The following is an 11,718-nucleotide window of genomic DNA, read 5'->3' on the forward strand; positions in this document are numbered from 1 at the left end:
CCGGTTTTATTTTCTGTTATTCGTATGCCAGGGACACCAAATCATGTGGTCATCCACCATCCCAACAGCCTGCATAAACGAATAGACAATGGTGGACCCCACAAATTTGAAGCCCCGCTTTTTCAAGTCCTTGCTGATCTGATCGGACAACGGGGTGGATGTAGGCAGCTCCGCCATGCTGTGTGGGGCGTTGATGATAGGTGTGTGATTGACATAGGCCCAGATGAATCGGTCGAAACTGCCGTATTCTTTTTGAATTTCAAGGAATGCTTTTGCGTTGCCAATAGCTGCGTTGATCTTGCCCCGGTGTCGGATAATCCCGGTGTTCGCCATAAGGGCTTCGATCTTTGCGTCATCATACAGCGCGACCTTTGGGGGATCGAAGTTGTCAAAAGCGGCACGAAAGGCTTCCCGTTTTTTCAGCACGGTGATCCATGCCAGTCCGGCCTGCATCCCCTCCAAGATCAGCATCTCAAACAGCTTATTATCATCGTGGAGGGGCTGGCCCCACTCGTTGTCGTGGTAATCAATATATATTTGGTCGGGGCCGGCCCATTCACATCTGCGAATCTGTTCCATGAACGCTCCCTCCTTTGGGAGACAGTGTAGCATAAAATGCCGAAAAATGCAAAGTGAGGTGATAGAGTATCGCAAAAGTCAAAGAAAAACGCACAATAAAGGGCAAATTAAAAGAAAAAGCTAAAGCTGCGCCGAAACAACTTATTCGCCGTGGGCTGGATGATGGTACGGAACGCCTGCGGGGCCAGTTCCGTGAGGCCGCCCAGCGTGGACAGGCCAGCGACTACGGCGGCGACCGGATTGAGGATGCCGCCGTCCGTGGGGCCTATCAGGCGCGGCGCGGTGTGGAAGCTCTGCTGAAGAAGAAAAAGTCCGCCAAGGGCCAGGAGGCGAACGGGGAGCCGCGCACTGCCGCAGACCCACCTACGCAGGAGATACCGGCAGATCCGCCATCGCCGGCGGCCCCAGGGGAGCAGCATTCGCCCCATGAGCCGCCCCCACGGGAACGTCCCCGGATCAAAACACGGGAAGCGGTTTCCGCCAGGGAGGATGTCTCCGGCGCAGGGCGGGCTGAGAGCGGCAGGGCTGTGCCATCCCCTGGGGAGCGGATGAAGCAGGGGCAGATCAAAACCAGGGAGTCCGCTGTACATGATGATCCCCGCCCGGATGTTTCGCCTGCGCCGCAGGCTGCACCGGAGCCACCCCAGGTCAGAACGAGGGAGACTGCTGTCCATGATATTCCTGCGGATGCGGAATCGGCCCCACGGGTGAGATCGGAGCTGCCGAAGATCAAGACGAGGGATGCTGTCACCAGCGCCCCCTCTGGCGACAGCACCGCTCCTCCTGCTGGACATAGGCCGGGGGCGCCTGACCGATTGGCCATCAAGACCAGAGAAGCCTGCATTCAAGGCCAGCCTGCGCCGGAGCAGCCGCCCCAGGCGCTTGTGCAGGGCAGGCAGGAGTTTGTGCGGGAGCGCGGCCGTGCCGCAGCTATGAAGCGGGCGGAGGGCCAGCGGATGGCGAATGGTGGGGAGACTGCATCCCCTCCCACTCCGTCCCGGCGCAGGTATGCTGGCGGGCAGGGTCAACACACTCCGGCCCAGGCTGTGCGCAGGCCGCCGAGTCCGGGAGAACCGGACACCCGGCCTGTGCGGGAGGGTGGACGGACCATCATCAAAACGGCCCGCTCCGGGAGAAAGACCACGGAGCGCACCATCCGTCAGACTATCAAAACGGTAGATCGTTCCTCCAGAAAGGCCATCAAGACCACCCAGCGGACGGCGAAAACTGCCCAGCAGACGGTCAAAACGGCCCAAAAGTCTGCCCAGGCTACCGTAAAGGCCACCCAGCGGGCCGTACAGACCGCCCGTGCCACAGCAAAAGCGGCGGCGGCCACCGCCAAGGCCACGGCGAAAGCCACCGTGGCGGCGATAAAAGCGGCCATTGCGGCCATGCAGGAGCTGATCGCCGCCATCGCTGCCGGGGGCTGGGTGGTACTCGTGGTTGTGCTGGTGATCTGCATGATCGGCCTGCTCATCGCCTCGCCCTTCGGCATCTTTTTCTCGGACGGCGGAGGTTCCCCGGATGCGGTATCCCCCACCGCGGTGATCGCCCAGATCAACAGCGAGTACGCGGACAGGCTGTCCGCCCTCCAAACCGGGGGAACCTATGACCGGGTGGAGATCCAGGGCGGCCCGCCTTCCTGGCCGGATGTGTTTGCGGTGTTTGCCGCCAAGACTGCCGGAGGGGCGGACGGAGCGCAGGTGTCCGTCCTGGACACGGCTACAGTGGAGAAACTGCGGACGGTGTTCTGGGATATGACCAAGATCACCACGGCGGAGTCGGAGGTAGAGCATCCCGCCGAGGGCGATACCGCCGCCTGGACGGAGAAGGTACTGACCATCACGGTCACGCCCAGGACGCCGGACGATATGCGGGTGTTTTATGCGTTCACGGATCAGCAGAATGCCGCCCTGGACGAGCTGCTGGCAGCGGCAAACCGGGAGATGTGGAATACCCTCCTCTACGGCTCCAGCGGCGAGATCGTGGCCGTGGCGCTGTCCCAGGTGGGCAACGTGGGCGGCCAGCCCTACTGGAGCTGGTACGGCTTCAACAGCCGGGTGGAGTGGTGCGCCTGCTTCGTGAGCTGGTGCGCCAACGAGTGCGGCTACATTGACGCTGGAGTGATTCCCAAGTTCGCCGGCTGCACAGGCGGCTCTAATTGGTTTAAAGACCGGGGCCAGTGGCAGGATGGCGACTATGAGCCGCGCCCCGGAGACCTGATATTTTTTGATTGGGACAACAAAGGCTCCTCCGGGCCGCAGGACGATGTTCCCGACCATGTGGGCATCGTGGAACGGGTGGAGAATGGCGTGGTCTACACCGTGGAGGGCAATACAAGCGATAGCTGTCGCCAGCGCAGCTACAGTGTGGGCCATTACGAGATCTGGGGCTATGGCTGTCCCATTTACAACTAAACAGTAAAACCTTGTCAATCGCAAGCGGCGGAGAAGCATTTTCTCCGCCGCTCAATTTTTATAAGGAGTGAAATACTATGGCAGTTTTTCGCGTGGAGCGTACCAACAATTACACCGTTATGAGCAATTACCACCTGCGGGATAAGACCATATCCTTCAAGGCCAAGGGCCTGCTGTCCATGATGCTCAGTCTCCCGGAAAATTGGGATTATACACTGGCTGGCCTCGCCCGGATCAGCCTGGAGGGCAAGGACGCCATCCGGGCCGCCGTGGTGGAACTGGAGAAAGCTGGGTATGTCCAGCGCCGCCAGACCACCGACAAGGCCGGGAAGTTTGGAAGCAACGAGTACATTATCCGGGAGTACCCTGCCTCTCACGAGCCGCCCCCGGAAAAGCCGTCATCGGCCCAGCCGTTGCCGGAAAACCCGACAACGGAGAATCCGTCTACGGGTTCCACGCAGACGGGAAATCCAACGCAAATAAATAAAGACCCAGTAAAAAAAGAGAAAAAAATAACTGACTCAGTAAGTACAGAATCTTTTCCTTTCCCTTCATCCCCTCCCACCACCTCCACGCCTGCGGCGGCAGAGCCGCCTGAAGCGAAGGGAAGGAAGGGTCGCAGGAGCAGCGGGATGAGTCAGGGCGAGATGGACGCCTATCGGGGAGTGATCCGGGAGAACATCGGCTATGACGATTTCGTGCGGGAGCGCCCCTATGACGCTGGCCAGCTGGACGAGATGGTGGAGTTAATGGTGGAGGCGGTCTGCTCCAAAAAGAAAAACCTCCGAGTGGCGGGGAACGACTTCCCCCAGGCTGTGGTGAAGTCCCGACTGCTGAAGCTGGACAGCGAACACATCCGCTTCGTGTTCGACTGCCTCCGGGAGAACACCACCCAGGTGCGGAACATGAAGCAGTACCTGCTGGCGGTGCTGTACAACGCCCCGGCCACGATTGAGAATCACTACGCCGCCCAGGTCAACCATGACCTCTACGGCGGTGAGGCGGCATAGGGGACAAAACAGCGCCCTGCCGGTGGCAAGGCGTTGCTCTCATTTCGTTGGGGGCAGGGTGGCGTTCAGCAGATCCCCCGCTCGGACACCCAGAGCGTCCGCAATGTTGTATAGCACTTCCAGGGAAAAGGGACGCACGATGTTGGGGGCCTCGATGGAACTCAGATGGGAACGGCTGATCTTCGCCTTCTCCGCCAGCTTCTCCTGGGACATCCCCTGCATTTTTCGCAGGCTGGCGATCATCAGGCCAAGTTCGATAAACCTGTCCCGATTGCTGAAGTCCACTTCCTTCTTGCTCATCCACGGCATCCCCCTGTGATTAGGATGCCTTTATTATAAAATTTTTGCGCCTCGTTATCCGCTCTTGTTATCGGGCTATTGACTAATATATTGAGCAATCATATAATTAAGAGGGCGCACGTTTATTAGAATCAACCTGAACCGGGTACGCTACCAGGGACCAATTTTGTGAAAGGTCGTATCGATATGATTTATACGGAAAAAGTACGGAAAGAACTGGACGCTATCCTCAAAGCATTTGAGAATTACATTGATGGGCAGAACTATTTTGATATAGTCTACTCCAAGAAAATCGGCTATGTCTGGATTGTGGTTGATGAACCCGGCGCGGCAGGCGCGGAGCAACTTGACACGCCGGAGGCCATGCTGGACAACCTGTTTAATGACATCATCAACGATGTTGTTGCCCCTCGTTCCACCACCCATCTTAATGAGGCGCACACCATGACGGAGAGCGAAGAAGCCGAGTGCCGCCGCAAAATCACTGCCATTTTGGAAACGATTGAGGGCGGCGGGGCCGAGTACCTGGAATACCTGGACGAGTATATCAAGGACTACCGGGAACGCTACGCCGGGGACGGTGGATCGTGTTAGAAAACTGCTGTGCGTTCACCGGACACCGTCCGCATAAATTTCCCTGGAAGTATAATGCGATAGATAAATACGCTTTATCTTGTTAAAACGCTGTCCAAAAGCCGCACCGAAATCATGGATGCCGCATTTTTCTCCACCGAGTTGAGGATAAAACCGGCCAAGTCGCAGGCGTAGAAATCTCCTATCGTTTCCAGCCCCCGTTCAAGGATACAGCGGTTGAGGGCGGCATAACCTGCGGAGATGTCCCAACGGCCCCGGCAGCAGAGGTACAGATAATTCCCAGCGGGCTTCTCCTTATAATAAGGGAAGTCCGCTTTTTCTTTGATTCGGGTATAGAGGTGGCTGATGGCCCCTGGCCCACCCTGCTCCCCCGGCTGGTGGATGGCCCCCAGCTGGAAGTCGGTCTGTATCCCGTATTGGCTGCACAGCGCCCGACACCGCTCCAGCACAACGATCAATGCTTCATCCTCGCTGGCCTCCGGGGTCATCAGCCCCTCCAATTCCCTAACGGGGAGGGCCAGCAGATGCTCCCGCTCAAACCAGGCGGTCCGGGGGATCATGTCCGGCCTCGACTCAAACTCCAGGCTGTGCAGGGCGCCGAACAGCACAAAGTCCATGTGCTCCAGCTTCTGCCGCTCCGCTTCCAGGCGGACCCGCTGTTCCCGCAGCAGCTCCAGCGTTTTGGCGGTGTTCTGTCCCTGGAGACAGCGGCGGATCTCCTCCAGGGGTGTGCCCGTCTGGCGGAAGATGGAGATGGCGTAAAAATCGTAGAACTGCTCCACGTCGTAGTAAAAATAGCCGTTGTCCCCCTGATGGGCTGGGAGGAGCAGTCCCACGTCTTTGTAGTGGCGCAGAGTTTCCTTGGTTGTACCGCACAGGGCGGCGAAAGCCCCGGAGGTCAGCCATCCTTTTTTTCTCTCCATAAAAATTTCCTCCAAAAATTAAAAATACCCCTTGACTGCGTGGCGGCCACACGGTTTATGATACCCCCTGTCAGAAATAATTGCAAGTCCACTGGACAACAATATGAGAAAACAGGAGGTTTTTGATATGGATTTTGGATGCAGCAGCTTTACCTGGAGGACAGAGGACGGACGGCACCTTTTGGGACGGACCTACGACCAATTCGGAGACCTGACGGCCAACCGGGTCATCAGTGTTCCACAGGGGATGCCCTGTGTCCCTGGACTTCACGGGGAGGGGGCGGCTTCCGGCGAATACAGTTACACCGGTATGGCGGTGCTTGGCTTCGGGGAGCCTATTCTGGTGGACGGGGTAAACTCCGCTGGCTTGATGGGGGCCCTGCTCCATTTCCCGGAGTATGCGGTCTATGAGGAAAGTGCCGGCCCGGGCAGAACAGCCGTCCATCCAGGCCGTCTACTGGCTTGGCTGTTCAGTCAGTGCGCCAGCGTGGAGGAGACCGTGGAGGCTTTGAAGGGAACTGCTTTGGTGGACGAGCCCATCCAGGGAAAACCCCTGCCCGCCCACTATATCCTCAGCGATAAAACCGGCGAGGCCGTCATCATCGAGCCGGAGGAGGGTGGCCTGTCCATCCACCGGGAGACCATCGGCGTGCTGACCAACAGCCCGGACTACCGCTGGCAGCGAACCAACCTCCGCAACTTCGTGGGGGTTACCAATCTACCCAAGGCCCCCCAGACTATCGCCGGGCATGAGATCCGGGAGTTCGGGGAGCGCCTGGGCGGCGGTTCCGGCCTGCCGGGGGACTATTCCTCTCCTTCCCGCTTTGTCCGCTTGGCTTTTATGAAGGAGCTTGCCGTTCCCGGGAAGGACGAGCTGGACGGGGTATCCCGGATGTTCCGGGCCTTTGCCCCGGTGGACATCCCCGAGGGACTGGCAAAAGCCGATCCAAATTACGACGTGTACGAGCAGACCCTGTGTACCAGTGTCATGTGTGCCGAGAGCGGCGTGTACTACTTTGCCCCTGCCCAGAACCGGCGCATTTCCGCTGTCCGGCTCCCGGAGGCAGGGACGGAAATGCAGTATTTCGACCTGGGAGACGGACAGGACATTGACTGGAGGAATTAGGACATTATGGACAAACTGGACTCTTATCACCTGCCGGTCACGGGCCGGAACATCCTGAAATTCGCATTTCCAACCATCGTCATGACGGTGTTCAACACCTTCTACACCATGGTGGATGGGCTGTTTGTCTCTAACCTGATTGGCATGGAGGCCCTGTCCGCCATCAACCTCACCGCCCCGGCCATCGCCCTGATTACGGCCATCTCTGGTATGCTGGCCACCGGCGGCAGCGCCGTGGTCATGAAGAAAATGGGGGAGCACAAGGAACAGGAGGCCCGGCAGGATTTTACCCTGCTGATTCTCACCAATGCCGTAGTGGGCGCGGTGATGATGGTCCTAGGCTACACCCTGATGGACACCCTGCTGGGTACTATGGGCCTGTCCCCTGCGGTATTCGGCTACTGCCACACCTATTTGAGCAACTACCTGCTGTTCACCATTCCTATCTTGCTCATGTATAACTTTTCCCTCTACCTGATTGCCGCCGACAAGTCCACCCTATCCCTGATCTGCACCGTGGCGGGGGGTGTGACCAACATCATTCTGGACTATGTCTTGATTGCCCTGTTCGATCTGGGCATCCAGGGGGCGGCCATCGCCACCGGCCTGGGCTACTCCATCACCGCTGTGGTGGGCTTCCTGGTGTTCCGGAAGAAGGACAGCCTGCTCCACTTTGAAAGGCCGGTGTTCCGGGGCGGGGTGCTGTTCCACGCCTCCACCAACGGTATGTCGGAGTTGGCGACCTCCTTGGTGTCTGGCATTACCACCCTGCTGTTCAACCTGGCGATGCTGAAGTACATAGGAGAGGACGGCGTGGCGGCTATCACCATCATCATGTATGTACTTATGTTCGTCAGCGCCCTGTTTATCGGCTACTCCTACGGCGTGGCCCCCATGATTTCCTACTACCACGGGGAGCAGAACCACGAAAAACTGAAGAAGCTGGTGGGATTCAGCGTCAAATTCATCGTCGGGGCATCCGTCCTCTGTACGGTTATTTCCATTCTGGCGACCATTCCACTGGTGGGCATCTTCACCCGGCTGGACAGCCCAGTGTATAAGCTGGCGGTGACGGGCAATCGTCTGTGCTCCATCGCTCTGCTGTTCGTGGGGCTGAATGTCTTTGCCAGCGGTATGTTTACCGCTCTGTCCAATGGGGTGGTATCCGCCGTGCTGGCCTTTTCCCGGTCCTTCCTGTTCACCGTTGCCAGCATTCAGATCATGCCTGTCCTGCTGGGGGGCGTCACCGGCGTGTGGCTGGCGACGCCTGTGGCCGAGCTGCTGGGGACGGTCATGGCGGCAGCATTGCTGCTGAAATACCGGAAGCGGTACGGGTATTGAGCAAATTTTTGGGGTCAAGAGCATTTCATGACACATCCGCGACATTTCATGACATCGGGGGTTGTATCCCTGGTCCTCTTTTGCTAATCTGATAGATTGATAGAAAAACGTGGTGGTGAACATGATAAAAATTGCGATCTGCGACGATGAACCCATGATGGCCCAGGAGCTTGCCGGCCATCTTGCGGAGTATATGAAAGAAAAATCAATCACCGCTTACGACCTCAGCAGTTTTCCCGATGGCCGCGCCCTGCTGGATGCGGTTGATCGCTTTGATGTGATTTTTCTGGACATCCAGATGGAGCATCTGGACGGGATGGAGACGGCCAAGCTGCTGCGCCAGCGGGGAGATCACAGCCTGCTGGTCTTTGTGACGGTGCTGAAAGAGCTCGTTTTCGACGCTTTCCAGGTAGAGGCATACGACTATCTGCTCAAGCCCCTGGACAGCGCCCGCTTCAAACAGACAATGAATCGGGTGCTCCGCTCCCTGAAACAGAGGACAGCCGAGGACATCGTGATTCAGAGGGGAACCGGCTGCGAGGTGGTTCTTCTCTCGGACATTGTGTACTGCGAGGTATTGGGCCGGAAAATCTACCTCCACAAAAGTGACGGGACAGTGAGCGACTACTATGACAAGCTGGAGGATCTGGAGCGGCGGGTGGACGGGCGCTTTTTCAAGTGCCACCGCAGCTTCTTGGTCAATCTGGACTATGTGCGGGGGTGTCAGGACGGGCAGGTCCTGCTGTTCCAAGGGGAGCGTATCCCCGCCTCCCGGCTGCGGGAGCGGGAGCTGACCCAGGCCCTTTTGCGGCATATGAAGGAGAGGGTGATCTGACGTGGACTATTTCGCCTTGCTTATGGACAGCCTCTGTCTCCTTGTGGGACATGGGGTGATGCATATGGTCTTTATCAGCCGCCTTACCGGGAAGAAACTGAAAAAATGGTACTTTGCCGTTTATTTTCTCCTCCTGGGTATGATTCAGTTTCTCTCGGACAGACTCGCCCTTGACGGGACGCTCCCCGTTGCCGTGGGCGTGCTGGCGCTCTACGGACTCAGCCGCTACGGGATGGGAAATCAGCGGTCTGTGTCCTGGCTGGCCGCCGTGCTGTCCTACTACATTTCACAGCTCTCCTTCGGGATCATCAACTCGGTGGAGGCGGCGCTCTTTCCCCGCTTCATCGGGAGTCCGCTGTTTTATCTCCTGTTTTTGGCGGCACAGCTCCTGTTCTTTGTGCTGTGCGCTGGCTGCTATTATGCTGTGCTGAAGCTCCTGGCCTGGACGGAGGACAGTCAAACGCCTTATATCGGACTTCTGCTGTTTCCGGGTCTGTTCTTCTTTGCCGCGGAGCTCTATATTCTCCATACCGCCTACAGCATTTTTGCCCCTATCATTTCTCTGGAGGAGGTCGGCAGGCACAGTACGCTGCTGCTCCTGCAAGTCATGGGGCTGGCGGCACTGCTGTGTACCCTGTATGCCTACCGCCAGCTCTGCAAGGGTTTTCAGGCCCAGGCGGAACTGCAATCGCTGACCCAGGCGGCCCATGAGCAAAAGGTTTATATTGCGGAGGCCCAGGCGCGCTACGAGCAGACGAAATCCTTTCGCCACGACATCAAAAACCATCTATCCGTCCTGGACGGCCTGCTCCGGAGCGGGAAGCTGGAGGAGGGCAGGGAGTATCTGAAAAAGCTGGAGGCCGTCTCGGAGTCTCTGTCCTTCCCCTATCAGACCGGCAACCCGGTGGTGGATATTCTGTTGGGGGAGAAGCTGGGACTGGCGAAGGAGATCGCGGCAGAGGTGTCCCTGGTCCTGCCAAAGCCATGTGGGATTGACGATTTTGACCTGTGTGTGCTCTTCGCTAACGCCCTGGACAACGCCATCGCCGCCTGCCGCGCAAACGATGGGGCCAAGGCCATCCGCATCAGCGGGAAGCAGCAGGGAGATTTCTACATGCTGACCTTTGAGAACACCTGCTCGGACGAACCCCTGCCCCCGGCGGGCACCGGACTTTCCAACATCAAAGCGGTGGCGGAAAAGTACCACGGGGCGCTATTGACGGAGAAAAACGGACGGCAGTATTATCTGAGTGTGTTGCTGAATATTTCGCCCTGTAATTCTTAATTTAAGGGGGATCATTTATGCGTCATGTGTATGTTCGTGGAATGATTAGCGCAATCTGGCTGATCGTAGCGGCTGCAAGTGGTGTATCTGGTAAACCAAAGGACGCTGCCCGCTACGCTGTTCTGTGCATTTTGTTTTTGTATTCCACATATACAGCTTGGAAAAAGGCAAAAAAAGACGGCAAGAAGAAGGAAATTGATGATGGAAACGATACTTTATGTTGAAGATGATCTGAGTCTGATTGATGGCCTGGAATACACACTGGAAACCAACGGTTATTCGGTTGACAACGCCCGGACGGTCAAGCAGGCGCTGGCATTATTCAATAGCAAATCCTAAAATGCCGGAGGGCAGCGGTTTTTTGCCGCTCCCTTCGGCATTTCCTTTACATCAGGGCAGCACACGCTGTCCGGATGCTTCTATGGCTATTATTTAATTTTTCAAAATTTTGAGCACTTCGGACATTTCTGTGACATTTGCGTTTTACAATGACCTCACCAAAGGAAGCGAGGTGCGGTTTATGCGAAAAATTCTGCTGGTTGACGACAACAGCGCCATCGCACAAGAACTGGCAAAGCTGTTGAAACGCAGAGGTTATGGGGTGCAAATAGCGGCTACCGTGGCTGGGGCCAAGGAGGTCATTGAAAAGGAGCCGCCTCTTTTTATCAGCTCCGATCTTGATTTGCCGGATGGCTCCGGCCTGGAGCTGTTGGACATGGTTCGGGCCGCTGACGCTGATCTTCCATTCCTAATTGCATCCTGCCACGCCTCAAGCCACTATGAAGCGGAGGCTGTGCGGCGGGGCGTCACGCTTTGTCTGGATAAAACGAGAATCAGAACCTGTATTCACAAGCGTTTGAGCAGAGTATTGAAATGCGAAATTATGACCATAGCAACGCTTGACAATGGTAAACACACCATTGAATAAGACGCTGGGGGCAAGAAATTAGATTTTCCACTCAAAAGAAACGCGCTCGGCGGTGGCTTGGACCTGGGAGAGAATGATGTCGGCCACCTGCCGCCGGTCATCAAAGTCGATGTTGTCCCAATTCCCCAGGTGGGAGGACAAATACTCGATCTTTTGCGGGGAGACGCTTTCCGCGTTCAGCGCGGCAATCTCCTTTATCAGCCCTTGACGGCGGGTGTCCAGCTCCTCAATCTTCCCGTTGGCGTAGGACATCAAAACCGCGCTGGCCCCGGTCAGGGTGTTCAACAGCTTCTCAATCTCGTCCTCCACCTGGGCCAGCTCCACATTCAAAGCGGTCAGCCTGGGGTTGACTGTCTCGGCCTTGGCGGTCAACGTCTGAA

Annotated in this window: 13 protein-coding genes and 1 pseudogene; 9 read left to right on the forward strand and 5 right to left on the reverse strand. The window is 57.1% G+C overall.

What is annotated here, in order from left to right; genetic code table 11:
- Positions 1-6: 6 nt before the first annotated feature.
- Together NFS22_RS15380 and NFS22_RS15385 are read right to left on the reverse strand one after the other, a co-directional pair.
- A complete protein-coding gene (locus tag NFS22_RS15380) occupies positions 7-579 on the reverse strand; it encodes a DNA-3-methyladenine glycosylase I (RefSeq protein ID WP_251318590.1) in 573 nt (190 codons plus the stop codon).
- Between the two features lie 107 nt (positions 580-686).
- Positions 687-1,253, reverse strand: a complete 567-nt coding sequence (locus tag NFS22_RS15385; protein WP_251318591.1) for a hypothetical protein — start codon at positions 1,251-1,253, stop codon at positions 687-689.
- A gap of 33 nt (positions 1,254-1,286) precedes the next feature.
- Between NFS22_RS15385 and NFS22_RS15390 the strand changes: the two genes are divergently transcribed.
- Both NFS22_RS15390 and NFS22_RS15395 read left to right on the forward strand, forming a co-directional pair.
- The gene (locus NFS22_RS15390; RefSeq protein ID WP_251318592.1) at positions 1,287-2,996 is read left to right on the forward strand and encodes a CHAP domain-containing protein; all 1,710 of its coding nucleotides are present in this window, start codon (positions 1,287-1,289) and stop codon (positions 2,994-2,996) included.
- Positions 2,997-3,073: 77 nt separating this feature from the next.
- Entirely contained in the window at positions 3,074-4,006 is a 933-nt protein-coding gene (locus NFS22_RS15395; RefSeq protein ID WP_251318593.1) for a DUF6017 domain-containing protein, read from the forward strand.
- A 39-nt stretch (positions 4,007-4,045) separates the two neighbouring features.
- Here the strand turns inward: NFS22_RS15395 and NFS22_RS15400 are convergent, their stop codons facing one another.
- Positions 4,046-4,306, reverse strand: coding sequence for a helix-turn-helix domain-containing protein (locus NFS22_RS15400; protein ID WP_251318594.1), 261 nt, complete (start codon positions 4,304-4,306; stop codon positions 4,046-4,048).
- A gap of 186 nt (positions 4,307-4,492) precedes the next feature.
- On the opposite strand from NFS22_RS15400, the gene NFS22_RS15405 reads away from it, so the two are divergent.
- A complete protein-coding gene (locus NFS22_RS15405) occupies positions 4,493-4,900 on the forward strand; it encodes a hypothetical protein (protein WP_251318595.1) in 408 nt (135 codons plus the stop codon).
- A 74-nt stretch (positions 4,901-4,974) separates the two neighbouring features.
- On the opposite strand, the gene NFS22_RS15410 is transcribed toward NFS22_RS15405, so the two are convergent.
- The gene (locus tag NFS22_RS15410; RefSeq protein ID WP_251318596.1) at positions 4,975-5,823 is read right to left on the reverse strand and encodes a MerR family transcriptional regulator; all 849 of its coding nucleotides are present in this window, start codon (positions 5,821-5,823) and stop codon (positions 4,975-4,977) included.
- Positions 5,824-5,950: 127 nt separating this feature from the next.
- Here NFS22_RS15410 and NFS22_RS15415 point away from each other — a divergent pair, with 127 nt between their 5' ends.
- The 6 genes from NFS22_RS15415 to NFS22_RS15445 all read left to right on the forward strand — a co-directional run bounded on the left by NFS22_RS15415 (position 5,951) and on the right by NFS22_RS15445 (position 11,338).
- Positions 5,951-6,949 (forward strand): linear amide C-N hydrolase, encoded by a 999-nt coding sequence (locus NFS22_RS15415; RefSeq protein ID WP_251318597.1) that lies wholly within the window; start codon positions 5,951-5,953, stop codon positions 6,947-6,949.
- Between the two features lie 6 nt (positions 6,950-6,955).
- Positions 6,956-8,290: an MATE family efflux transporter gene (locus tag NFS22_RS15420; RefSeq protein WP_251318598.1), complete on the forward strand. Its 1,335-nt coding sequence runs from the start codon at positions 6,956-6,958 to the stop codon at positions 8,288-8,290.
- 121 nt (positions 8,291-8,411) lie between these two features.
- Complete coding sequence (locus NFS22_RS15425) at positions 8,412-9,125, forward strand: LytR/AlgR family response regulator transcription factor (protein WP_251318599.1); 714 nt, start codon at positions 8,412-8,414, stop codon at positions 9,123-9,125.
- Between the two features lies 1 nt (position 9,126).
- Positions 9,127-10,410, forward strand: a complete 1,284-nt coding sequence (locus NFS22_RS15430; RefSeq protein WP_251318600.1) for a sensor histidine kinase — start codon at positions 9,127-9,129, stop codon at positions 10,408-10,410.
- 17 nt (positions 10,411-10,427) lie between these two features.
- Positions 10,428-10,634 (forward strand): hypothetical protein, encoded by a 207-nt coding sequence (locus tag NFS22_RS15435; RefSeq protein ID WP_251318601.1) that lies wholly within the window; start codon positions 10,428-10,430, stop codon positions 10,632-10,634.
- A gap of 296 nt (positions 10,635-10,930) precedes the next feature.
- Positions 10,931-11,338 carry a response regulator gene (locus tag NFS22_RS15445; protein WP_251318602.1) on the forward strand — a complete coding sequence of 136 codons (408 nt, stop codon included), beginning with the start codon at positions 10,931-10,933 and terminating at the stop codon, positions 11,336-11,338.
- Between the two features lie 18 nt (positions 11,339-11,356).
- On the opposite strand, the pseudogene NFS22_RS15450 reads toward NFS22_RS15445, so the two are convergent.
- A pseudogene (locus NFS22_RS15450) lies at positions 11,357-11,718 on the reverse strand (recombinase family protein); the annotation flags it as partial.

The organism is Flintibacter muris (assembly GCF_943192995.1).
GTDB classification, from domain to species: Bacteria; Bacillota; Clostridia; order Oscillospirales; family Oscillospiraceae; genus Lawsonibacter; species Lawsonibacter muris.

Excerpts from the sequence above, each read along its gene's own strand:
- NFS22_RS15380 (WP_251318590.1), bottom strand. The coding sequence starts at position 579 with ATGGAACAGATTCGCAGATGTGAATGGGCCGGCCCCGACCAAATATAT.
- NFS22_RS15385 (WP_251318591.1), bottom strand. The coding sequence starts at position 1,253 with ATGGACAGCAGTCTCCCTCGTTCTGACCTGGGGTGGCTCCGGTGCAGC.
- NFS22_RS15395 (WP_251318593.1), top strand. The coding sequence starts at position 3,074 with ATGGCAGTTTTTCGCGTGGAGCGTACCAACAATTACACCGTTATGAGC.
- NFS22_RS15400 (WP_251318594.1), bottom strand. The coding sequence starts at position 4,306 with ATGAGCAAGAAGGAAGTGGACTTCAGCAATCGGGACAGGTTTATCGAA.
- NFS22_RS15405 (WP_251318595.1), top strand. The coding sequence starts at position 4,493 with ATGATTTATACGGAAAAAGTACGGAAAGAACTGGACGCTATCCTCAAA.
- NFS22_RS15410 (WP_251318596.1), bottom strand. The coding sequence starts at position 5,823 with ATGGAGAGAAAAAAAGGATGGCTGACCTCCGGGGCTTTCGCCGCCCTG.
- NFS22_RS15415 (WP_251318597.1), top strand. The coding sequence starts at position 5,951 with ATGGATTTTGGATGCAGCAGCTTTACCTGGAGGACAGAGGACGGACGG.
- NFS22_RS15420 (WP_251318598.1), top strand. The coding sequence starts at position 6,956 with ATGGACAAACTGGACTCTTATCACCTGCCGGTCACGGGCCGGAACATC.
- NFS22_RS15425 (WP_251318599.1), top strand. The coding sequence starts at position 8,412 with ATGATAAAAATTGCGATCTGCGACGATGAACCCATGATGGCCCAGGAG.
- NFS22_RS15435 (WP_251318601.1), top strand. The coding sequence starts at position 10,428 with ATGCGTCATGTGTATGTTCGTGGAATGATTAGCGCAATCTGGCTGATC.
- NFS22_RS15445 (WP_251318602.1), top strand. The coding sequence starts at position 10,931 with ATGCGAAAAATTCTGCTGGTTGACGACAACAGCGCCATCGCACAAGAA.